This is a genomic window from Chryseobacterium metallicongregator (assembly GCF_031324065.1).
Classification (GTDB): domain Bacteria; phylum Bacteroidota; class Bacteroidia; order Flavobacteriales; family Weeksellaceae; genus Chryseobacterium; species Chryseobacterium metallicongregator.
In genome coordinates, this window is record NZ_JAVIXS010000001.1 from 700,915 (window position 1) to 721,350 (window position 20,436).

A 20,436-nucleotide genomic window follows, 5' to 3' on the forward strand; every position below is an offset into this window, starting at 1 on the left:
ATGATTATCAAGAAGCTTTCCCTCTACAATTTCAAAAACCATTCCGAGAAAAAATTTGAATTTTCCCCGCAGATCAACTGTTTTGTGGGAAATAATGGCGTGGGAAAGACCAATATTCTGGATGCTTTGCATTATTTATCAGTAGGAAAAAGCTTTCTGGGAAATACGGACCTCAACAATATTAAACAAGAGGAAGACTTTTTTACCATTGATGCTGAAATTCAGAATGAAGACAGTGAGGATATCATCAGAATTACCCAGCCTAAGGAAGCTAAAAAGGTGATCAAGAAGAATGATAAAAGTTATGACAGACTTGCAGATCATATTGGATATTTGCCAAGTGTTATGATCTCACCTTATGATTCTAATCTTATTTCGGATTCCGGAGAAAGCAGACGTAAATTTTTGGATGCGATGATCTCTCAGACAGATTCAGAGTATCTTTTTGACCTCATCCAATATCAGAAAACCATTCAGCAACGAAATGCATTACTGAAATATTTTGCCAAAAACAGAACCTGGGACAAAGATTCTCTGGAAATCTATGATGAGCCTATCACCCGATTTGGAACGAAAATCTTTAAGAAAAGAAAAGAGTTTGTAGAACAGCTCAACCCTATTGTTCAGAATTTCTATCAGATTATTTCCGGTGGAAAAGAAACCGTATCAGTAATTTATGAATCTCATTTACTGGAAGATTCTTTTGAAAACCTTTTAAAAGAAAGCCTTGAGAGAGACCGAATGCTTACTTACACGTCAAAAGGAATTCATAAGGATGATCTTCTTTTTGAAATGGATGATATATTAATCAAGAAAATCGGATCACAGGGACAGCAGAAATCTTTCCTGATCTCTTTAAAGCTGGCTCAGATGAGTCTTGTAAAAGAACTCACCAAAAAGACTCCTATTTTATTGCTCGATGATATTTTTGATAAGCTTGATGATACCAGAGTTGCACAATTGATTGAGCTTGTTAATAAAGAAAGTTTCGGACAGATCTTCATCACGGATACCCATAGGGAGAGAACTGAAAGCGTAGTGAAGAAAATTAATGAGGAAAGTATAATTTTTGAGGTCTAGTAAGAGATTCGGGATTAGGGATGCGAGTTACGAGGTATTAAATGCAGGCAAATAAGTATGGGTGTAGATATAAATTAAAAAACTAATATTCTTTATCATTGAACTGTTTTTTGTCTTAACTTAAGATCCTAAAACACCAATGATATGAGTTATAGAAATCTGGATATTTATAAAAAAGCTTTTGATTTATTTTTAAAAACCCATAAAGCGTCTCATCTTCTTCCTAAATACGAACTGTTCGAACTAGGTAGTCAATTAAGAAGGTCTTCAGACTCAGTCATTACAAATATTGTTGAAGGCTATGGAAGATCAACTTATAAAAATGATTACGTTCGCTTCCTGATTTACAGCCATGCGAGTAACGATGAAACCATTAACCATCTGGAGAAAATTATCATATTATACCCTAATTTTTCCTCAGAATTTGAAACATTAAGAAATGAATACAACACATTAGGAGGAAAGATCAATATTTATAAAAAATGGGTCATAGAAAATTGGAATAAAAAGTAACACAATAATCACAAACCAAATAACCCGAATCACGCATCCCGAAACCCGCCCCTCAACTATGAAGAAGAAAAAACGTGAATATCAATCCTCTGAACTGGTAAAATCTTTTGCCAGAATGTATGGTTTTGAACATAAACTAGTTGCTTTTGACATTAAAGATTTTCTTGAAGAATATCTTGATGAAAGTCTTTTCAATGAAATTAGAAGTGTCAATATAGAAAACGAATGTATTATTATTAAAATTGATTCCCCCTTATTAAAACACGATTTTAAAATGCGAAAAAGCTTTTATCTCAAAAAATTTCGGGATAAATTTGGGGTAGAGAAATTTAATGATCTTCAGATATTATAGAAGTAGAATGTAAATTCATTTAAATAATTCACCAACGTTGAAATTATTTTATTTTATGCAATTTTATACGTATTTTTAATGCACATTAATAAATATTTTTACCATGAAAAAATCAATTGCATCAAAAAAACTGACAAGAAAAACTTTAAAAACAATACAGGGAGGAGGAGTTGGACAGATCTGCTGTGCTGTAAGCTGCGCTAATGAAAACGAATGTGCTTATTGGACAACATTGCCTACAAAATGCCCATTACTTCCTATTTGTCTTTAATAGCTATAACAATAGAAAAATGCTACCCTCGGGTAGCATTTTTATTATATTAATGTTCTTCTGATTTATTGGAAATAGTACTGCTCATCAAATCGTCTGCTTTTTTGTCCAGACCAGAGCTAAGCGGCAGGAAGAATTTCAACGGATGTTTCGTAAAATATCTGAAAATCTCTTTATAGATCTCACTTACCTGTCCGAAATTCATTTTTCTTGACCGGAATGCCAGGAACATCGACAAGCTGAAACTCACCAGGAAGTTAAAGAAACCAATCAGGAATACCGTTACAAAAGACATCCAGAATGTATAGGAATCTACAGAGAAATCTTTTCCATATAACCCTAAAGCAAAGTTTCCGGCTGCAAAGGTAATGTGTCTGATATCCAAATCCAGTCCGAAAAACATTCCGACCGGAGCCGTTGCCCCAAGGAAAACCCCAAACCAGAAATTGGAAATGATTCCCGGCCAGTTTTTAGCATAATATTTCGAAAGTCCTTTTGCGAATTTCTTTCCGAAAAAGTTTCTGATTGATAGGTTTTTGGCAATTCTCTCAGGAATCTGATAAAACACAGAATTGTTCCCGATATTCCCTGAAATAATCCCTGAAATAAAAAGATAGAATCCGGCAATACTTGCATGCAGAATAGCTTTCGATTTGAAAGGATCAAGATCTTTTAATAATTTATCTGAGCGTTCTACGGCTAGATTTTGTGAGAAAAACACATCTAATCCGTAAATAATGGCAAGTGCTACCGGAAAGGCAAGCAATACATTCCCTACAAAGGCAATGAATTGGCTTCTGAATAATTTAGATACCAAATGGGCAAATTCAGTATTGTTTCTTTGGGCATTTCCTTCTTCTGATAATACTTTGGTCATCGTGGCGGCAGTCATCGCCGGCTGTTTTGTAGCAAGTGTAAAACCCATTAAATAAATCATCACAAATCCCATCGCATAGTTCATTGAATACAGAAAGGCATGTGAGAAATCACTTCCCGGGATATATCCATAGAGCATTTTCAGAACACAAAGGGCTCCTACGATAATTCCACCACCACTCGCTTTGTAGAACATGGTCATATATTCCTTACGGGTAGAGGTAATATAATGAGTTCCTGCTTCAGCAGTGTGATTGGTAATAAGGTGTGAGATCAACCTCGTACTGTCATTGATCAGGTCTGAAATATTATTTTTGTGAGATTTATAACTCAGAATATTAAAAATCAACTGTTTAGATTTTATCTGAATATCTTCATCTGTATCAATAACCAATAACTGAATGATTTCATATATTCTTTCAGTCTGCTGACGAATTTTTAACAGAGATTGATTAATCTTCCCAGAAATACCATATTTGGCAGAATTTTTAAAAGCAATATTCACAAACTCCTGGCATTGTTCTGCATAGATTTTGATCTGCTTATATCGGCTGTCTTTTGAATGTAATTGTAATTCAGGATCTTTAACCAGATCATCAGCCAATGTTTCAAGCTCATTCTGAAGAGCTAAAAACGGATTGTCTAAATTTCTGTATTGAGGGGCCATTCTCACCACTTCCACTTCCATCGCCATTCCTGTTACCCTCCAGGAAAGAATGTTCATAGAGAAAATAAGTTCTTTTTTAACGTTAGGGTGGATAATAAAATCCGAAGCTCCCAACATATTAAAAAATTCATTGATCTCATTTTCAGGAAGGTTATGCAGATATTTTAAATCCTTCTTCGGCCTCATACTGACGTTATCGATCATGTACCATACCGTATTTTCGTTTTCAACGGGTGGCAGAACCTTGTTCAGGATTCTTTTTTTAAGCTCAGGAAAGAAGGCATTTTCTGAAAGAATATTTGCTTCTGTCAGTGAAAGATTGAATGGTCTTCCTCTAAAAATATTGTGGATATAATATTTAAAGTTCTCAGCAAAATTAGGATTGCTTCTGAAAAAATTGAGCACATCTGTAAAGTCAGCCTCTTTTATGGTCTCTAAAAACTCTGCAAATGGTTCTAAAGAAAGAGTTTCGTTCTTAAAAGAAAAATATTTTTTAAGAACTGACTCAAAATTTGTGCTGGAATTAAAAAATTTCATTAGTACAAAGATACTATTTCAAACTCACATTCCTCATCTGTCTCATGATCCAATTATGTTTCTTTCTTAAATATGGGGATGGATTCTTAGGATCATACTTCTTTGGATTAGGCAATACAGCGGCAATCCAGGCTGCATCTGAGGTACTTAAATCTTTGGATGATTTTCCAAAATAATATTGAGCAGCAGCCTCTACACCAAATACACCCTGTCCCATTTCTATGGAATTCAGGTATCTTTCAAGGATAATATCTTTAGTCCATACTTTTTCAATGATGAAAGTATACACCGCTTCCAGTCCTTTTCTCACCCAGCTTCTGCCCTGCCAAAGAAACACATTCTTCGCTGTTTGCTGGGAAATAGTACTTCCTCCTCTTATTTTTTTGCCTTTCTCATTATATTTCATGGCTTTTTCGATTGCTGTGTAATCGAAGCCGTCATGATCAAAGAACTTCTGATCTTCAGAAGCAATTACGGCTTTTTTCACATTACTTCCCATTTCGTCATAGGAAATGTAATCTCTATGCAGTTTTCCATACTCAAAAAGTCCTCCTATCTGAGTAAGAGTGATTGGCGGATTAAAAAATCGGCCCCAGATGATAAAAACTACATTCAAAACAAGAATGATGAAGATAAGCTGTTTAATTTTTTTCCACATAACTTGATAAAAAGGAAAGGCAAAAATAAGCAAATAGTACGAGTTACTGCAATTCTTTCATGTAAGTAAGCTGATAATTGGGTAAAAGTTCAGGATGAAAGATCTTTATATAATCTTTAAGGATCAAATCTGCTCTTACCACTCCGCTTTCAAAGAAATCATTCGCTTTCAGTTTTTCTTTTCCTGCAATCGTATAGATCTTTCCTTTATTGAATACATCCAGTTTTCCATAAAATGGATTCATACCCAACATTTCTTTTTTCGAAGTGTGGCTTCCTGCATTTACCCAGTACTGAACGCTTCCTGCTTTGGCATATACTTCCTCAAAGCTCATTGTCAATGCTTTTTCACCTTTATTATCCTTCATGATATAATTAGCATTGGCATCCGAAATATAATGAGCCACAGAAGTATTTCCCCCTGGAAGATACCAAACATCTCCATACATTTCATTAGCAAGCACAACAGGTTTCTCTTTTGCTGTTAATGCAAGCTTTTTCAGATCACTGTAGTTTTTCTCCACTTCCTGATATTTAGCTTCAGCTTCTTTTTCTTTTCCTAAAAACTCTCCGAAAAGTTTGATATAAGCCGTTTTTTCCAAAGGCTTCTGTTCCATGTATTCATCCAGAAATATCACCTGAATACCATTGTTTTTCAAAAGTTCATAAGTATTGTCGAAGCTGGCAATATGATTAGTAAAAATAGCATCCGGTTTCATAGAGATGATCTTTTCCACATCATATTTCTGTTCGCTCCCTACGTTTTGGATTTTCCCTTCTTTAATAAGATTCTGGATTTTATCTGAAAAAATATACTCCGGACTGGAAACTCCTAGGATTACATTTTCTGCTCCCAGCTCTGAAATATACCCTGCCATACTAGCATTCAACAGGATGATTTTCTTGAAAGGAGTTTGATTTTGTTTAAAATTATAAGTAAAGTTTCCCGATTTCAACTCCAGGTTTCCGTCCTGTTCCTTGTATTGGGTACGATTTGAGATATTTGTCCAATCTGAGGACGAAATTTTTGATTCTCTTTTACAGGCAATTAGCGCTAAAACTGTAAATAAAAGTAAAATTCTTTGTTTCATCTTCCAAAGAACGGAAAAAAGTGGTATATTTGCAACCGTTAAACAACAAGATAACAAACGGCCTCGTGGCGCAACTGAATAGCGCATCTGATTACGGCTCAGAAGGTTACAGGTTTGAATCCTGTCGAGGTCACTAGACCGACATTTGTAGATTTTTTTCTCTTATGTCGGTTTTTTTATTCCCTAATCCGTTGTTATACTGATAGATACATTGAGCGACAATATTCATTTTAGGTGTTTGAAAACTTTTTCCGTCAAATTCGATTTTTTGAGGAAATATCAAACACCCTATCGTTCTTTTTGTCTGTAAATCGCCCTGCTGGTAAAGGTTTGCAAGGTTTTCCATCGAATCGAGAGCATTTTCTATTTTTGTTTTTATATCAAGTTCTTTACTCTCTGAAACAATATGCTGGATCTCTTGTTCCAACTGTTCAATTTGTTCTTTTGTTATTTTTTTTACCTCTTTGTAATCTTCTTCATCTAACTTATCAGCAAGATATTTATCTCTTGCATTAGCTACTTTTTCATTAAGATCATTGATCTCTTTTGATATGGACTTTCTTTTTGCATCTATATCAAAGGTGAATTGTTTGTAGTTATCTAAAAGTATATCTTTCATCAAATCTTTAATGATAGGATTGTATTCCAATTTCGAAATTTCCACTTCAAAGAGTTCGTTTAATTTGTCCGAATCAAATCTGAATCCACATTTGTAATGACAGTGATAATAATAATAATAATAATAATAATAATAGGTTTTAGACTTGCCCTTTGCTCCACTTGCAGTGAGATTTTTTCCACACCTAGGACATGTCAGCAAGCCTCTAAGTGGAAAACGATCGTTGCCAAACACTCTTCCACCGGAACCTTCAATTTTTCTTTTTTTGTCCATATTCCGTTGAACCTGATTAAAGAGCTTTTCACTGACCAATGGCTCATGTTTTCCATCAATATAATAAGCTTCTTCCTGTTTGTAATCTTCGATGTAAATTTTACCGCAATACACTGGATTCCTCATGGCTTTGGCAAACGCACTTCTTGACATCGAAACACCTTCTCTTTTATTCATTTGCAATCTCACATGATCAGCAGGAATATACCCTTTGGAAATTTCATTAAATGCCCAGATAATATTTGAGGCCTCTGGTTCTTTTATGGCAATATATTTTTTACCATCTTCGTGGCTTCTGTTTATATATCCGTAAGGAGCTATTCCCATCAGTCGCCCCTCTTTTTTTGCTCTTCGCATTCCATGGAAGGTATTCAACGCCCTTCTATCGTTTTCAACCTCAGGGGTTGATAAATAAATTGCCAGCATCAGCTTATTTTCAGGAACTGACATATCCAACGGCTGTTCAATGGCTTGAGGAATGATGTGATTTTTCTGGAGAAGGCTGATCATTTGATAAGCATCTCCTGTATTTCGGCTAAACCGGTCCCATTTCGTAAACAGCACAAGACTGCTTTTATGACTTCTCTTTTTGACTTCAATCAGATATTTTTTCCATTCAGGGCGTTCAAAGCTCTTGGCTGAATGATCTTCGTAAATGACCTTGTTGATTAATATATTGTTGCTTTCACAATATTTACGTAGTCTCTCGTTCTGATCTCTTTGGGAATAGCCTTTTTCAGCCTGTTCATCGGTCGATACCCTTATATACAAATCTGCAATAACCATAGTTGTAATAATTTCGTTAAAATTGAGTTTTAGATTGGGCATCAAGATAAAACTGATGCAATAGAAATTCATCATTCCGATATATTGCTAAGATACAAATTATCAGTCAGATGTAAAAAATTCTTTTAAGGTAAGTTTTACAATAATATATATAAATTCCATTATTTCTTCGGATTGCTCCTCATTAATATCGTAGCCAGCTTTTCTTAACAAATGCAATGCTTTTTCAGGAGGAATCTTTTTTAATTCAATAGATGTGATATATTTTTTACTCTCAGAATATAGAACTTTATTGTTTTCTTTATGATGATTTTTCATAATGATTGGCTTGATGATTATAAATCACCGTTAATTTAAAATCATCATTCCCGAAATATTTTGAAGTGTCTTCGTTGTGTACTTGATGGCCTTCTTTTACAGTTATTTAACAACAGTATTTTTTATTAAAAACTTCTATTTTTTGTACCTTTGAAAACATGGAAGAACAACATCTGCAAGCTAAACAAGAACTTTATCATTCTATTGCCAAAATTATTGTCGATTCAAAATCAAGTCTTTACAGAACGACCAATACAATATTATTAAATATGTATTGGGAAATCGGTAAAACTCATTGTTCAGGATGAACAAAATGACGAAAAACGTGCAGGTTATGGAAAACATATACTTAAAAACTTAGCGAATTAGCTATCTCTTGAGTTTGGCAAAGGTTTCAATGAAAGAAATCTGAATAATATGAGAGCATTCTTTAGCTCTTTTCCAATTTGGAACGCAGTGCGTACCGAATTGAGTTGGACTCATTATAGGATTATTACCAAATGATACTGCACAGACAGAAACTCAAATAGAATCAGCACTCATCTCTCATCTTCAACAATTCGTGATGGAGTTAGGAAAAGGTTTTGCATTTGTTGTAAGGTAGCAGTACATTGTTACCGCTACCTCCGACTTCTTTATAGATCTTGTCTTTTTATAATTACTATCTTAATTGTTTCGTACTTGTTGATCTGAAAACACATAAATTAACTCATTAAGCTAGTGGACAGATGGATATGTATGTAAGGATGTATAATGATCTTAAAAAAAGGTGATGATGACAATCCAGCTATTCGCATTATTCTATGTACTGAAAAAGATGAAACAGTGGTAAAATATTCTGTTATATCTGAAAATGAAAAATTGTTCACAAGTAAATACGGGACATACCTTCCCGATGAGAAAGAATTAAAACAGCTTGTCGAAGCAGATCGATTAAAGCTTGAACTGGATAACCTCAGCTAAATAAAACAAGTATATAACAGGGTTAAGCCTTTCAGGTTTAAGCAAAATATTTTTAAATTGTCCAAGAATCATAACAGGTAAATATCTTTTAATGCATACCAGAAATACGAGACACCATTGCGCATTTTAATTAGTTCCTAATTATTTATATTGGAAAATCCGTACAATTTGATTTTCCCTGAAAAACTACACAGTTAATCAACTATACTTATTGATTTTATTGGACAGATCATGTCCAAATAACTCCCATCCTCTTAGATTTTATATTGCAATACCTTATTTTTATAATAAGACTCTATATTCATTAATCCTACTGGATTTTTATAAAGTTCTAACATTTCCAAAAATAACCGGTAAAAAGGCAGCTAATGTATTGTTGCCAGCCATCGTTCGTGCCTCCAAAAGACTACGGCATAAACGGTTTCCTCCCTAAAGGTTCCCTCCAATTATTCCGTTTCCTTTTGGTTTTATCCTTTGTCAACACTTCATATCTGCTTTCTTTTTTCCGGTTTTTCTTTTGAAAAATATTTAGCGAAGCCTGAAAGGCTTTTAAGAAATAGGACGGAGAAGGGATTGAAAGGCTTTTGATCTAAAAAAGACACGTAACAGTTCAAAGATGTTTTAAATAAATGATGTTTTAACTTAAGTACGGGAAACAAAAGGCTCTGCCGTACTCAGAGCAATACCAATGAAATATAATATCATAAATGAGATCAAATTGATTTATACAAGAAAAGGAAATACTGAAAAAAAGGTACTGAACTCCCAGGATGCTACAGATATTTTCCGGGAACATTTTGATGCAGATCAGATCGACTACAGAGAGTCATTTTACTCGATGTATATGAATCAGGCTAACAAGGTCTTAGGAATACAAAAAATATCAGAATCTGGAATTACCTCTTCTCTAGTTGACATCAGAATTATCATGCAGGGGGCCTTATTATGTAATGCCGTATCAATTATTATAGCCCATAACCATCCTTCCGGCAACCTGACGCCTTCTCGTGAAGACATAAACATTACACAAAAAATAAAGGAGGCTGGACAATTATTAAATATTAACATGCTTGATCATTGTATAATAACTTCAACCGACTCCTTCTCTTTCTCCGATGAAGGTATTTTATAAGGGACTTAAATTTCTAAAAATAAGAATCCAGAGCCGGTTCCCGGTCTGGATTCTTGTGGCGTCGCGGAAAGATGCTTGCCCTTTAGGGAACAACCATCTTTCCGCAAATACTAAACAATGCTTCTCAAATTAGATGGTTTTATTTGAAGTGGAAATATATATTTGTAAGCTAAAGAAATAGTATTTATCCGTTTAGCTTTTTGTTGTTGAATTGAAATTCAAATTTCTCCTCATTTCCAAAACTGTCTGAGAGCCATACCGTAAATGATTGTGAAACTTCAGAGGTTGAAGTATAATACAATCTGAACTCTTTCTCATAAAGAGGATAAATATCATTAGGAAAGTAAGTGTTATAATACTGCAGCTTTCCTGCTCCCTCAAACTGAAAATATCGAAGATAATATTTGGTGTCAGCAAAATTACCTTCAGGAATAATTTTGATACGGATCTCCACATACTCATCTTTAGCGATATCCTTAGGAACCGGCATAACCGACACCTTAAAAGGATAGTTCTGCTGAATTTCCAAATCATCTTTCTCACATGATTGTACAAATAGTCCAATCACAAATAGTAGCAAGAAACACTTTAATTGTATTTTAGCTGTATTAATTATATTTTTCATTTTTCATTATTTTTAGAAATTATATCTTATTCCTACCCCCAGCAGAGAGTGAAAATTAACCATTTGACTATTTTTCAAAAAGCGAAGTTGCCCGTTGACCAGGAAAACTAAATGCTTAGTCAGATAGCTTTCAATAGACAGCTTACCGTTCGTCCCATAAATAAAATTATCCGTTGCTGTTAACATTGAACCGTCATATAGCAATTCATTGCCCTTATTAACCTGTTCATAACCAACAAGACCTCCAATTCCCAGATTAAAATTGACATTTCGCATGAAGTCTCCCCAAACATAAAAACTGTACCCACCACTAAGCAGGAAACTATCTATCGGGATATCGCAGCCTGTGTATTTATAATATTTTCTACCATATTCTGTCAGTCCAAAAAAGTAATTACCATTCTTCGAGTAAGAAACAAGCCCCGTACTAAACATATAATTTTGCTTTTCTGGAGATTTTGGAAATACCGAATAGGTAAATTCAATACCAATTTGCTTGGGAATCATCTGTTGAGCAAATACTTTGCTACCCATTATCATCGTTAAGATGACTGTTAAAAATATGTTGTGCATCTTACCCCGTTTTAATTGTTAAACTGTTTATCAATCTTGCATGAACAATATCTTCATTTTCAAGCTGTACTTTCAGATGCCTTCCCCCATTCTTTTCCAGAATTTCAATCTCCAAAACCTGATCTTTTAAGAGTGTAAACTGATCAAGCATATAAATCCCTTTACTGTCTGAATGATCAGCTATTATCCTTTCCGGGAAATAGGTACGAACCTGCTTTAAAATCTTATCCTGAACGACCGTTAGCTTTAAGTTCTTTTTATCGACAATTTTAAAATTGACCCATTCAATAGCATATCCCACATTACTTTGATTCTTAACCTGCAATGTGAAATAAAACTTACTGTCATTAACGTGCAGTGCCCTGACTGAAAATTCAATTCCGTAGCTTTTTGAAACAATATGTTTAATAGTTCTGTTGCTTTTCCTGTAAAGATTTTCCATAATAAGCCAAGTGAAAGATGTTGAGCTTCCTTTAAGATCTTCAAATAATACATCAGAATCCTGTCTCTCCATACCTCTCTGAAGTTTTACTAAATCATAGCTGAGTATATCGGGATAAGAACTGTAGGATGCGTCAAAACTGTAAAATTTTCCATCTTCAGTAATGACCGAAAAATTAGTTTCTTCTTCAAAATCCCTGACGGCTGACTTAACCCGAAGAACGTTTCCTATAGGATCTGCCTTATTGGCAACCAAGAGATCACTTCCCAGGTCAACATATCGTATTGATGTAGGAAATATCAAATGGCTGGTTTTATTGTAGGTAACTTGTATCCTGAAAGGCTCTAATTTTCCCTCTTCCAAGGAATAATAGGTTGTCACGGAATCCTGCCCAAATGCCTTGCTTACTAATAGAAGTAATAGCATAATGAGAATATAATGACTCTTTTGTGTATTCATTTTTATTTTTTTTGATTAGTTATTTTTGGGTAAGAGGAAGACCTGATGGCCAGCTTTTACAGTTACTTTCAATTGTCTGACTCTCTTCTGAAAATAACCCGACAGTCCCTGTACTACTCCCCTGCTCAGATCAGCTGCAATCTGCTGCCCTGCTGATTGAGTCATCATAATATTAGTGCCTGAAGTCTGGCTCATATTAGCTACAATATCGCTTACCGCATTCTGCTCCGCTGAATAAGGAACATACAATCCCATCTGACCGTCAGTGTCATAAACATTGATTTCTACAGGATAGATATTACCTTGAGATTGAATGGAAGATATTTTTAACTGAAGCCTCTCTCCCTGAAATTTGCTTACTGCAATCAGTAAGCTCCCCGCTGGAATTTCAGCTCGTCCGACTTTCATCGCTTCTGAAAGCCTTATAGATAATGTACTTTCATTGACCAAAGTCTTAGTTTCATAGACCACACCTCTTATTGCGTTTTTTGTTTGAACCGAGTTTTCTGAATCATTTTGACTGTCATAAAATCTATTCTGATTCAAACCTGCGATAAAAGCACTATCCGACCGGTCTCTGTATAATGAGGAAACAACATTGGAACGTACCGGTATTGCTGAAGTCAGTTTAACCTTCTTTTCCATTGGCTTTTCGACCTCTTCTTTTTCTGCTGGTTTTTCCTGCTTTGGCGTCGTTGGAAGATACTTAGCAGCCATTTGATACGATTTTTCCATGAGCTCTAACTGGTCGTTCATTCCCAGACCCACAGGAACAGCATGATTTTGCATTGACTCATTCTTTAGCCTTGAAATTTCTTTCCTTAGGTTATTGACCTCCTGATTATCCCGATTATAGAATGAGCTTAAGGTCTGCTGTGCATTTCGATAACTGTTCAGAGCATTCTGATCGGATTGCTGAAGAACACTTCTATTGGATGTTGAAGAAGGTGGGTTGCTATTATAGTTTACACCGTTCTGGTCATTCCAGTAATCTGATAAAGTTGTTATTGAATTTCTCTTTTCTTCATTCTTTTGCTCTAATAACTGCTGCTCATAAGCCTTTTGCTTATCAGACTGCAATTGACCGTCTTTTGCCTGTGGAATAGCTGCATTAAAGCCGGCCTCTTCAATAATGGTATGATCGGTTTTGGGCTTAAAGATGAGATAAAAGCAAGATGCACATACAGCAGCCATCAAAAAGTAGATGAAAGGTTTCTTTAATCTTTCCCATTGAGCCTTGGGATGATCATTCACTCCGTTAGAATTTTGGGAGAGATCATTTTCTGTCACTCTAATTTTCTCTGAATCTTTCATATTCTATTTTTTAGTGGATGAGTTTACTATTTCATTATGCTTCGATCCTTTTTCGATAGGTTTCTTAGAAATGCCATCAATATGATTGATAGAAATGGTATTACTTCTTTGACCTGTAGAAATACAGATATTCACAATGACAATGACGGTTATCAAAACATAACCACCAAAGAAAACCTTGGTCAGGAATTTTTGTCGCTCTACAGGAAGAGATTTCCAGTGTGTATCAATCTTTACAACATAATTTTCGAGTGTATCTCTTAGTTTTTTCATATCGGTCTTATTAGCGTTCAACAGTTTCGACATCTCTATTTTCAAGCACGTTGAATTTTTCAATGATAAATCCCTGAGGATTGCTGTCAGACCGTACAGAATTAACCAGTGAACAATTAGTGACTAAATTTCTGATGGTAAGATTGCTGGACCTGATTATAAACTGTCGTGCGTATGTTTTAACATCATAAGGGTAAGTGTCAAAGTTGGCAACGACACTATCTACCTCAACTCTCTGCTGGATATTACTGGAAATTATTCTGTTATAGTAGCCTTTTTCCTGAAGGTCTTTATAGTAATTGAATGCAGATTGATCAGCCAAATTGAAAGCCCTTTTTACATTGCTTTCAATAGCATTCTTATCAGGTGCTATCGTGAAGAACAATTCATGAAATCGTCTCACATGCTCTCTTGCTTCTACAGGTCTGTTGATCGACATATCCTGAGATAGCGCTACCATTAATGATTTGCCATTATCCAGCACATAGATCTTTTGACGCTGCTCTTCGGCAAACTGGTAGGATTTAAAGACAACTACACCTACTACTCCAAAACACAACACCGCAAAAACGAATGTAAACAAACGGATCTGCTTGAAGCTGCTCTCAATATTTCTTAATGTTTTAAATTCCATAGAACTGTATTTTTATTTTAATAATCTTCCCGAAATATTTCCTGTTGCAGAACCTACTGCCGCTCCCGCAACATTACCTGATTTCGTGGCAGTCTGGTTTACATTACGCATGAAATTGCCGGCGCCTCCAGCCTGAATCACCCAGCCAGTCACCGTTGGTACCGTAAAATAACCTATGATCCCAATTACCATATAGATGATGTATACCGTATTGGAGGTATCAGGAATAAAGGTGGGATCTGCGAGCATCTCGATATCCCGTTCTAAAATCAAAGTCTGTATTTTGGCAAGAATGGCACTGAATATATCAGCAACAGGAAGCCATAGGTAAACACTAACGTACCTGGTCAGCCACTGGGTTAAAGTTGTTTGGAAACCATCCCATACAGAAATGGCAAATGCGATAGGTCCTAATATTGAAAGGACAATCAGAAAGAAGGTTCTGATGGTATCAATAACTAAGGCTGCTGATTGAAACAGAATTTCTAAAAACTCACGAAAACCATCCCTGATATCTTTCTTGATGGCAAACATTTCTCGTTCAATATACATTCCGGACATCGTGACCAGATCCGATGGTGACCATCCGAGCTCTTCCAGCTTTTTATCAAATTCTTCATTTGAAATAAGGTAAACCATCTCCGGATTCCTGAGCATCGCTTCTCGTTCTAAAAGATCCTTTTTCTGCTGCAGTTCATTCATATCCAACACTTGATTTTCCAGCATTGAATGGCTTCCCTGAACAATCGGACTCATTACCCCATTAAGACTTCCTAAAACCAATGTGGTAAAAAACATAATGCAGATGCCTATGGCAAAAGGTCTCAGCATGGGAAACAAATCAATCGATTCTGCACGACTCAATGACTGCCAGACTTTTAGTGCTACATAGAATAAAGCGCCTAATCCGGCGACCCCTTTTGCCACAGCAGCCATATCAGCGCACATCGGCATCATTTCCTCATAAACGGAACGAAGTACTTCGTGTAAGTTGCTTGGTTCCATCTTACCAGTATTTTTGATTGGAGGTTCCGTAAAGATCCAGCACCCTTTGGGTATTGTTCTGTTTTTTTGCTCTGAAATAACTGACCGAAATATTTTTATTGGTATAGTATCGTACCAGATTATGATACGCTTTGACCTCTTTATAAACCCGGTCAACAACATCCATCCTTTCTTTATCATTCAGAGAAAGACCGTTAGAAGTGATGATCTCTTTGAGTTCTTTCAATAGCTCCGTGCTCTCCGTAAGAAGCGCAGAATAACCATTGGCAATGGAAGCTAATTCCAGAGCATTAAAATTGGGGTCATTCAGCATTTTACCGAAATTATTGACATACATCTCAGAAACATCACCCACTAAAAGGACGGTCTGCTGAACCTTTCTGGCATCTTTGACCAGATTATTGATGGCTTTCAGCTGGTCATAATACTCTTTACCCTGTTCATATACTTTCTTAACTTCATTGAAGTTCTTAACAACGTTAGATACCGTTGAAGAAGTCTGTACAATTTCATTGGCTGAGTTCAAAATTCCCGAAGCCAGGTTTGCAGGGTCTGTTACGACAAATTGTGCTTTTGTATAGGTTACGGCAGCAAAGAATGCTACCATTAAGGTTTTAATGATTAAATTTTTCATTGTTGTACATTTTTAAATGATTTAATGGTCTTTTCTATTCGATTTGATTCTCTTAAGAGAAATCCTCTTGATGGCATGTTCGACATTGCCGTCAAGTTCCGATGCAAGATTCATCACTTCCATCTTTTCCGTTTCTTCTGTAGTATATGCCAGATATTCTTGTGTTGAAACTTCAGTGGCATAGACTGCAGAGTGCGTTCCACCCAGTCCAATCCAAACTTCCTTGTAAAGTCTTCGTGGATCATTATTCATATTGATCGACAGCACCTGGGACTTTTCTTTATCAGTCAATCCCAGCATCGCCTGAATATCATCGAACTTGTTCATATACTTCCTTTGGTCAAGAAGAATCTTACAATCCGAATTATTAATGATACTTTCTTTCACAATCGGTGACTGAATGATATCATCGACTTCCTGAGTTACTACAATGGCTTCTCCGAAGAATTTCCTGACGGTCTTGAACAGGTACTTGATATACTCAGCCATCCCCTCCTTGGCAATGGCTTTCCAGGCTTCTTCGATAAGGATGAGTTTTCTGATTCCTTTGAGTCTTCGCATCTTATTGATAAAGACCTCCATTATGATAATGGTTACAATAGGAAATAGAATTTTATGATCTTTAATAGCATCGATTTCAAAGACAATAAAACGCTTGGATAATAAGTCCAGCTGCTTCTCTGAATTGAGCAGATAGTCATACTCTCCTCCTCTATAGTAAGGTTCCAGCACATTGAGAAAGTTGGCAATATCAAAGTCTTTTTCCCTGACTTTCTTTTGCTCCAATACTTTCTGATAATCATCTTTGACGTACTCATAGAATCCGTTGAAAGAAGGATGCTGGTCATCGGTTTTAATTCTTTCGATATATCCGCTGACTGCATTGGAGAGTGCCACTTCCTCTGAACGGGTTGGTGGTTCATCGTCTCTTTTCCAAAGAGTCAGAATCAAGGTTTTTATACTCTCCCTTTTTTCAATGTCAAAAACGCCGTCATCAGTATAGAATGGATTGAAAGCGATCGGATTGTCCTCGGTATAAGTAAAATAAACCCCGTCCTCTCCTTTGGTCTTTCCTTTAATGAGTTCACATAATCCCTGATAGGAATTTCCGGTATCTACAAGAAGGACATGCGCTCCCTGCTCATAATACTGTCGCACCATATGGTTGGTGAAGAATGATTTACCACTGCCCGATGGACCAAGGATAAACTTATTTCTATTGGTAATAATCCCCTGTTTCATCGGCAAATCTGAAATATCCAAATGAATAGGCTTTCCAGTCAGGCGATCAGCCATCTTGATCCCAAAAGGTGATGGTGAATCCTGATAGTTGGTCTCCTCTGTGAAAAAACACAAAGCAGGTTCGATGAATGTGTAAAAGCTCTCTTCACTAGGAAAATCGCCTGCATTACCGGGAATTCCTGCCCAATATAAGGTAGCTGTATCCGTGGTATTATGACGGGGCTTACATTCCATTAAGGCTAGCGCACTCCCCGTATCATTCTTTAACTGCTTTAGCTCAAGTGGATTATCAGACCAAGACATCACATTGAAATGTGCACGAACAGATTGCAGACCATAAGAATGCGCTTCATTCAAATACTTTTCAATCCATTCCTTATTGATCTGATTGGCTCTGCTATATCTTGCTAAAGAGTGCATATTCCTTGCTGATTTTTCAAATTGGCGAAGATTCTCATCACTATTGTCAATGAACAGATATTGGTTATAAATGTGATTACAACTTAGCAGAAGTCCCACCGGAGAAGCAAATGACAGAAGACAATCACTACGGTCGGTGCTTAACTTCTCATACCGACTATGTGATGAGACAATTCCTGGTAAATCCTCCGTGTCCGATAAGGTATGCATAGTGATCCGGTTATTACCGATTCGCATTTCTTCAGATCCCAGCTTAATATCGTGCAATGGTGGATGGGTTTCACGGGATAGAGTCAGATACTGTTCCAGTAGTCCTGATCTCTCGGAAGTTCCTGATATCTCATCTTCTGTCATCCTTTCCAAATGGATATAACCGCTGTCATTGATAATCCGCTCCAGCTGATCGACCGCTTCAAGAAAACGACCAATGACTTCTTTGTCTTTAATCTCTTTTGGAATCAGTTTTCCTTTACAGAGTGATGAAAAGTTGCTCTGCATCCGCATTCTCTCCTTACTTGTTTTTGTGATAAACAGGTAGCAGTAATGATTTAAAAAGGGCCTCTCATTGAAATGCCTTTCAAATGATTTGGAAAGAAAACTCTGGTCTTCTTGTGACAAATCAGGATTGTAGTTTTCTTTCATAAACCAGTCCTGTTTGTGAACGATGGTGAAATCCGGGAGTGTTTTAATCGCTTTAAACCAAGCGGAATGCATGGCTTCATACTCAGCGGAAGCGACAGTAAACAGTTCGGGGAGTCTGATCTTAAAGCAAACCGTAACATCAGCGTCTTTTGAAATGATACAATCATTTTCAATCGCCAACAGTGGAAATTTACTTTCCAGAGTGGCTGCCTTGGAAGAATTTCTCATACGTCTGTTCTTTTACGGTTAGATTTCAAATACCGATAAATACTCTTTCGACTGATGATGTATTTTGGATGCTTCTTGTGTGCGCCTAATTTCATCAGACCATGTTCACCGTATTTTCTATTCAGTGCGAAAGTCTGCCAGGTAAGAAGTCCACTGCTGATTCCTCCGAGAATTAAACACAGATAGGTATTGACGCCTGCCATATACATAACCATGACACAGATCAATATTCCTAAGAGTCCTCCACTGAAGATAAAGAGGTATTGTGCTTTTAACCCTTTAAATTCTACCTTCCTTCCTATTCCTTTATTGATATGATAGGTATTCATAATTGTCATTTAAAGGAAGAATGAGCGAAGAATGGTTGCGGCAACAATTAAGAAGATACATGCTCCGAACCAGCTGGCAGCAGTTTTACTGGTATCAGGGTCACCGCTGCTGAACTTGTTATAGACTTTTACGCCTCCGATGAGTCCGACGACTGCACCGATGGCGTAAATTAATTGTGTAGCGGGTTCAAAATAAGAAGTGACCATCTGTGTAGCCTCATTGATTCCGGCTGAACCATTGCCTTGGCCGAATACCGAATTAATTGTTACCAATGTTAAAACAGCATACAGCAATTTTTTTCTTTGTTTTTTCATAATGAATAGATTTTTTGATTATCAAACCCGCACTTTACGGGCTTGAAGACAAAGATGTCCGAGTCTAGATACTCAGTAACAGGAATGGCATTGGATGGAATCTTTTGGCTGTTAAAGAACCGTGCGCCAGTCAGAATTCCTGTATAAATAATTGTAAATTTGTAAGGAATTTCAAAAAAGAGAAATCATGGATAAAAGGTTCACAGATATTATTGAGCTCATCAAACAGTCTCGTAACAATGCGATAAGAAAAGTCAATGAGGAACTCATCGATCTATACTGGAATATTGGTGAGTATATCAGCAAAAAGGTAGAGCTGAGTGAATGGGGACAATCTGTGGTTAAAGAACTTTCTCAGTTTATCCAGACTCATGAACCTGAACTAAAAGGTTTTTCGGATAAGAATCTTTGGAGAATGAAGCAGTTTTATGAGACTTACAAGGAATTTCCAAAAATCTCAACACTGTTGAGAGAAATCAGCTGGTCTCATAATCTGTCCATATTCTCCAGATGTAAATCAATCGAAGAAAGGGAATTTTATATCAAGTTGACCAAACAGGAAAATTATAGCTTCCGGGAGTTAGAGAGACAGATATCCAGCAGCCTTTTTGAAAGAACGATGATTGGAAATTCAAAACTCTCAACAGTGTTGAGAGAAACTAACGCTGATATAGTCAATACATTTAAAGACAGCTATGTATTTGACTTTTTAAATCTGCCTGAAACATTCAATGAAAATGATCTCCAAAAAGGTTTAATTGAGCAGATGAAAAATTTTATCCTGGAGTTAGGACGGGATTTTCTTTTTATCAGCGAAGAGTACAAAGTACAGGTCGGAAATTCTGATTTTTATATCGATCTCTTATTCTTCCACAGGGGGCTGCAATGCCTTGTCGCTTTCGAACTGAAAGCAGATAAATTCAAACCCGAACATCTGGGTCAGCTTAACTTTTATCTGGAAGCGCTGGACAGGGATGTTAAACGTCAGAACGAAAATCCAAGCATCGGCGTACTGCTTTGTAAAGACAAAGACAGCGAAGTAGTAGAATATGCGCTGAGTAGAAGTCTTTCTCCGACAATGGTTTCTGAATACAAAACGCAGCTTCCCGACAAAAAGGTTCTGCAGAAAAAACTGCATGAATTGTTTGATAACAGATCTTAGTTGA

At 36.3% G+C, this 20,436-nt stretch carries 25 protein-coding genes and 1 tRNA gene; 10 read left to right on the forward strand and 16 right to left on the reverse strand.

From position 1 onward, the window contains the following. The 4 genes from recF to REB14_RS03235 all read left to right on the forward strand — a co-directional run bounded on the left by recF (position 1) and on the right by REB14_RS03235 (position 2,216). Positions 1 to 1,080, forward strand: coding sequence for a DNA replication/repair protein RecF (gene recF / locus REB14_RS03220; protein ID WP_309521488.1), 1,080 nt, complete (start codon positions 1 to 3; stop codon positions 1,078 to 1,080). A gap of 144 nt (positions 1,081 to 1,224) precedes the next feature. Further along, positions 1,225 to 1,593: a four helix bundle protein gene (locus REB14_RS03225; protein WP_309521489.1), complete on the forward strand. Its 369-nt coding sequence runs from the start codon at positions 1,225 to 1,227 to the stop codon at positions 1,591 to 1,593. A 58-nt stretch (positions 1,594 to 1,651) separates the two neighbouring features. Further along, positions 1,652 to 1,945: a hypothetical protein gene (locus REB14_RS03230; RefSeq protein WP_309521490.1), complete on the forward strand. Its 294-nt coding sequence runs from the start codon at positions 1,652 to 1,654 to the stop codon at positions 1,943 to 1,945. A gap of 103 nt (positions 1,946 to 2,048) precedes the next feature. Further along, positions 2,049 to 2,216, forward strand: coding sequence for a hypothetical protein (locus tag REB14_RS03235; protein WP_157885754.1), 168 nt, complete (start codon positions 2,049 to 2,051; stop codon positions 2,214 to 2,216). A 49-nt stretch (positions 2,217 to 2,265) separates the two neighbouring features. On the opposite strand, the gene REB14_RS03240 is transcribed toward REB14_RS03235, so the two are convergent. From REB14_RS03240 to REB14_RS03250, 3 genes are read right to left on the reverse strand one after another with little or no spacing between them, the layout of a single operon-like run. Next, on the reverse strand, positions 2,266 to 4,296 hold the full coding sequence (locus REB14_RS03240) for a recombinase (protein WP_309521491.1): 2,031 nt from the start codon (positions 4,294 to 4,296) through the stop codon (positions 2,266 to 2,268). 13 nt (positions 4,297 to 4,309) lie between these two features. After that, complete coding sequence (gene mtgA, locus REB14_RS03245; protein WP_034699571.1) at positions 4,310 to 4,954, reverse strand: monofunctional biosynthetic peptidoglycan transglycosylase; 645 nt, start codon at positions 4,952 to 4,954, stop codon at positions 4,310 to 4,312. Positions 4,955 to 4,997: 43 nt separating this feature from the next. Next, positions 4,998 to 6,044 (reverse strand): ABC transporter substrate-binding protein, encoded by a 1,047-nt coding sequence (locus REB14_RS03250; RefSeq protein WP_309521492.1) that lies wholly within the window; start codon positions 6,042 to 6,044, stop codon positions 4,998 to 5,000. A 59-nt stretch (positions 6,045 to 6,103) separates the two neighbouring features. Between REB14_RS03250 and REB14_RS03255 the strand changes: the two genes are divergently transcribed. Then, positions 6,104 to 6,177 (forward strand) — tRNA-Arg (locus tag REB14_RS03255). Here the strand turns inward: REB14_RS03255 and REB14_RS03260 are convergent. Both REB14_RS03260 and REB14_RS03265 read right to left on the reverse strand, forming a co-directional pair. Continuing rightward, positions 6,178 to 7,797, reverse strand: a complete 1,620-nt coding sequence (locus tag REB14_RS03260) for a recombinase family protein (RefSeq protein WP_309521493.1) — start codon at positions 7,795 to 7,797, stop codon at positions 6,178 to 6,180. A gap of 27 nt (positions 7,798 to 7,824) precedes the next feature. Then, complete coding sequence (locus REB14_RS03265) at positions 7,825 to 8,040, reverse strand: hypothetical protein (RefSeq protein ID WP_309521494.1); 216 nt, start codon at positions 8,038 to 8,040, stop codon at positions 7,825 to 7,827. Positions 8,041 to 8,457: 417 nt separating this feature from the next. On the opposite strand from REB14_RS03265, the gene REB14_RS03270 reads away from it, so the two are divergent. The 4 genes from REB14_RS03270 (at position 8,458) to REB14_RS03285 (ending at position 10,135) form a co-directional block, all read left to right on the forward strand. After that, positions 8,458 to 8,544 carry a hypothetical protein gene (locus REB14_RS03270; protein ID WP_309521577.1) on the forward strand — a complete coding sequence of 29 codons (87 nt, stop codon included), beginning with the start codon at positions 8,458 to 8,460 and terminating at the stop codon, positions 8,542 to 8,544. 37 nt (positions 8,545 to 8,581) lie between these two features. After that, a complete protein-coding gene (locus tag REB14_RS03275; protein ID WP_309521578.1) occupies positions 8,582 to 8,644 on the forward strand; it encodes a hypothetical protein in 63 nt (20 codons plus the stop codon). 149 nt (positions 8,645 to 8,793) lie between these two features. After that, complete coding sequence (locus tag REB14_RS03280) at positions 8,794 to 9,003, forward strand: PDDEXK nuclease domain-containing protein (RefSeq protein WP_309521495.1); 210 nt, start codon at positions 8,794 to 8,796, stop codon at positions 9,001 to 9,003. 688 nt (positions 9,004 to 9,691) lie between these two features. Continuing rightward, positions 9,692 to 10,135, forward strand: coding sequence for a JAB domain-containing protein (locus REB14_RS03285; protein WP_309521496.1), 444 nt, complete (start codon positions 9,692 to 9,694; stop codon positions 10,133 to 10,135). Positions 10,136 to 10,319: 184 nt separating this feature from the next. On the opposite strand, the gene REB14_RS03290 is transcribed toward REB14_RS03285, so the two are convergent. Genes REB14_RS03290 through REB14_RS03340 form a run of 11 tightly spaced genes read right to left on the reverse strand, consistent with a single transcriptional unit; the run spans position 10,320 to position 19,270 of the window. Then, entirely contained in the window at positions 10,320 to 10,760 is a 441-nt protein-coding gene (locus REB14_RS03290) for a DUF3872 domain-containing protein (RefSeq protein WP_309521497.1), read from the reverse strand. Between the two features lie 12 nt (positions 10,761 to 10,772). Beyond that, a complete protein-coding gene (locus REB14_RS03295) occupies positions 10,773 to 11,333 on the reverse strand; it encodes a conjugal transfer protein TraO (RefSeq protein ID WP_309521498.1) in 561 nt (186 codons plus the stop codon). 1 nt (position 11,334) lies between these two features. Next, on the reverse strand, positions 11,335 to 12,234 hold the full coding sequence (gene traN, locus REB14_RS03300; RefSeq protein WP_309521499.1) for a conjugative transposon protein TraN: 900 nt from the start codon (positions 12,232 to 12,234) through the stop codon (positions 11,335 to 11,337). 15 nt (positions 12,235 to 12,249) lie between these two features. Further along, positions 12,250 to 13,548, reverse strand: coding sequence for a conjugative transposon protein TraM (traM, locus tag REB14_RS03305; RefSeq protein ID WP_309521500.1), 1,299 nt, complete (start codon positions 13,546 to 13,548; stop codon positions 12,250 to 12,252). A gap of 3 nt (positions 13,549 to 13,551) precedes the next feature. Continuing rightward, complete coding sequence (locus REB14_RS03310) at positions 13,552 to 13,821, reverse strand: hypothetical protein (protein WP_228442124.1); 270 nt, start codon at positions 13,819 to 13,821, stop codon at positions 13,552 to 13,554. Between the two features lie 10 nt (positions 13,822 to 13,831). Beyond that, entirely contained in the window at positions 13,832 to 14,455 is a 624-nt protein-coding gene (gene traK, locus REB14_RS03315; RefSeq protein WP_122636961.1) for a conjugative transposon protein TraK, read from the reverse strand. A gap of 12 nt (positions 14,456 to 14,467) precedes the next feature. Next, positions 14,468 to 15,460, reverse strand: a complete 993-nt coding sequence (traJ, locus tag REB14_RS03320; RefSeq protein ID WP_309521501.1) for a conjugative transposon protein TraJ — start codon at positions 15,458 to 15,460, stop codon at positions 14,468 to 14,470. Position 15,461: 1 nt separating this feature from the next. Further along, positions 15,462 to 16,094 carry a DUF4141 domain-containing protein gene (locus REB14_RS03325; RefSeq protein WP_482155926.1) on the reverse strand — a complete coding sequence of 211 codons (633 nt, stop codon included), beginning with the start codon at positions 16,092 to 16,094 and terminating at the stop codon, positions 15,462 to 15,464. Between the two features lie 21 nt (positions 16,095 to 16,115). Then, on the reverse strand, positions 16,116 to 18,626 hold the full coding sequence (locus REB14_RS03330; RefSeq protein ID WP_309521502.1) for a TraG family conjugative transposon ATPase: 2,511 nt from the start codon (positions 18,624 to 18,626) through the stop codon (positions 16,116 to 16,118). Continuing rightward, complete coding sequence (locus REB14_RS03335) at positions 18,623 to 18,955, reverse strand: DUF4133 domain-containing protein (protein ID WP_309521503.1); 333 nt, start codon at positions 18,953 to 18,955, stop codon at positions 18,623 to 18,625. The genes REB14_RS03330 and REB14_RS03335 overlap by 4 nt, the downstream gene beginning before the upstream one ends. 9 nt (positions 18,956 to 18,964) lie before the next feature. After that, the gene (locus REB14_RS03340) at positions 18,965 to 19,270 is read right to left on the reverse strand and encodes a DUF4134 domain-containing protein (protein WP_045495720.1); all 306 of its coding nucleotides are present in this window, start codon (positions 19,268 to 19,270) and stop codon (positions 18,965 to 18,967) included. A 187-nt stretch (positions 19,271 to 19,457) separates the two neighbouring features. Here REB14_RS03340 and REB14_RS03345 point away from each other — a divergent pair, with 187 nt between their 5' ends. Next, a complete protein-coding gene (locus tag REB14_RS03345; RefSeq protein WP_002980937.1) occupies positions 19,458 to 20,432 on the forward strand; it encodes a PDDEXK nuclease domain-containing protein in 975 nt (324 codons plus the stop codon). Positions 20,433 to 20,436 lie beyond the last annotated feature (4 nt).

Excerpts from the sequence above, each read along its gene's own strand:
- recF (WP_309521488.1), top strand. The coding sequence starts at position 1 with ATGATTATCAAGAAGCTTTCCCTCTACAATTTCAAAAACCATTCCGAG.
- REB14_RS03225 (WP_309521489.1), top strand. The coding sequence starts at position 1,225 with ATGAGTTATAGAAATCTGGATATTTATAAAAAAGCTTTTGATTTATTT.
- REB14_RS03230 (WP_309521490.1), top strand. The coding sequence starts at position 1,652 with ATGAAGAAGAAAAAACGTGAATATCAATCCTCTGAACTGGTAAAATCT.
- REB14_RS03235 (WP_157885754.1), top strand. The coding sequence starts at position 2,049 with ATGAAAAAATCAATTGCATCAAAAAAACTGACAAGAAAAACTTTAAAA.
- REB14_RS03240 (WP_309521491.1), bottom strand. The coding sequence starts at position 4,296 with ATGAAATTTTTTAATTCCAGCACAAATTTTGAGTCAGTTCTTAAAAAA.
- mtgA (WP_034699571.1), bottom strand. The coding sequence starts at position 4,954 with ATGTGGAAAAAAATTAAACAGCTTATCTTCATCATTCTTGTTTTGAAT.
- REB14_RS03250 (WP_309521492.1), bottom strand. The coding sequence starts at position 6,044 with ATGAAACAAAGAATTTTACTTTTATTTACAGTTTTAGCGCTAATTGCC.
- REB14_RS03260 (WP_309521493.1), bottom strand. The coding sequence starts at position 7,797 with ATGATGAATTTCTATTGCATCAGTTTTATCTTGATGCCCAATCTAAAA.
- REB14_RS03265 (WP_309521494.1), bottom strand. The coding sequence starts at position 8,040 with ATGAAAAATCATCATAAAGAAAACAATAAAGTTCTATATTCTGAGAGT.
- REB14_RS03270 (WP_309521577.1), top strand. The coding sequence starts at position 8,458 with ATGAGAGCATTCTTTAGCTCTTTTCCAATTTGGAACGCAGTGCGTACC.
- REB14_RS03280 (WP_309521495.1), top strand. The coding sequence starts at position 8,794 with ATGATCTTAAAAAAAGGTGATGATGACAATCCAGCTATTCGCATTATT.
- REB14_RS03285 (WP_309521496.1), top strand. The coding sequence starts at position 9,692 with ATGAAATATAATATCATAAATGAGATCAAATTGATTTATACAAGAAAA.
- REB14_RS03290 (WP_309521497.1), bottom strand. The coding sequence starts at position 10,760 with ATGAAAAATATAATTAATACAGCTAAAATACAATTAAAGTGTTTCTTG.
- REB14_RS03295 (WP_309521498.1), bottom strand. The coding sequence starts at position 11,333 with ATGCACAACATATTTTTAACAGTCATCTTAACGATGATAATGGGTAGC.
- traN (WP_309521499.1), bottom strand. The coding sequence starts at position 12,234 with ATGAATACACAAAAGAGTCATTATATTCTCATTATGCTATTACTTCTA.
- traM (WP_309521500.1), bottom strand. The coding sequence starts at position 13,548 with ATGAAAGATTCAGAGAAAATTAGAGTGACAGAAAATGATCTCTCCCAA.
- REB14_RS03310 (WP_228442124.1), bottom strand. The coding sequence starts at position 13,821 with ATGAAAAAACTAAGAGATACACTCGAAAATTATGTTGTAAAGATTGAT.
- traK (WP_122636961.1), bottom strand. The coding sequence starts at position 14,455 with ATGGAATTTAAAACATTAAGAAATATTGAGAGCAGCTTCAAGCAGATC.
- traJ (WP_309521501.1), bottom strand. The coding sequence starts at position 15,460 with ATGGAACCAAGCAACTTACACGAAGTACTTCGTTCCGTTTATGAGGAA.
- REB14_RS03325 (WP_482155926.1), bottom strand. The coding sequence starts at position 16,094 with ATGAAAAATTTAATCATTAAAACCTTAATGGTAGCATTCTTTGCTGCC.
- REB14_RS03330 (WP_309521502.1), bottom strand. The coding sequence starts at position 18,626 with ATGAGAAATTCTTCCAAGGCAGCCACTCTGGAAAGTAAATTTCCACTG.
- REB14_RS03335 (WP_309521503.1), bottom strand. The coding sequence starts at position 18,955 with ATGAATACCTATCATATCAATAAAGGAATAGGAAGGAAGGTAGAATTT.
- REB14_RS03340 (WP_045495720.1), bottom strand. The coding sequence starts at position 19,270 with ATGAAAAAACAAAGAAAAAAATTGCTGTATGCTGTTTTAACATTGGTA.
- REB14_RS03345 (WP_002980937.1), top strand. The coding sequence starts at position 19,458 with ATGGATAAAAGGTTCACAGATATTATTGAGCTCATCAAACAGTCTCGT.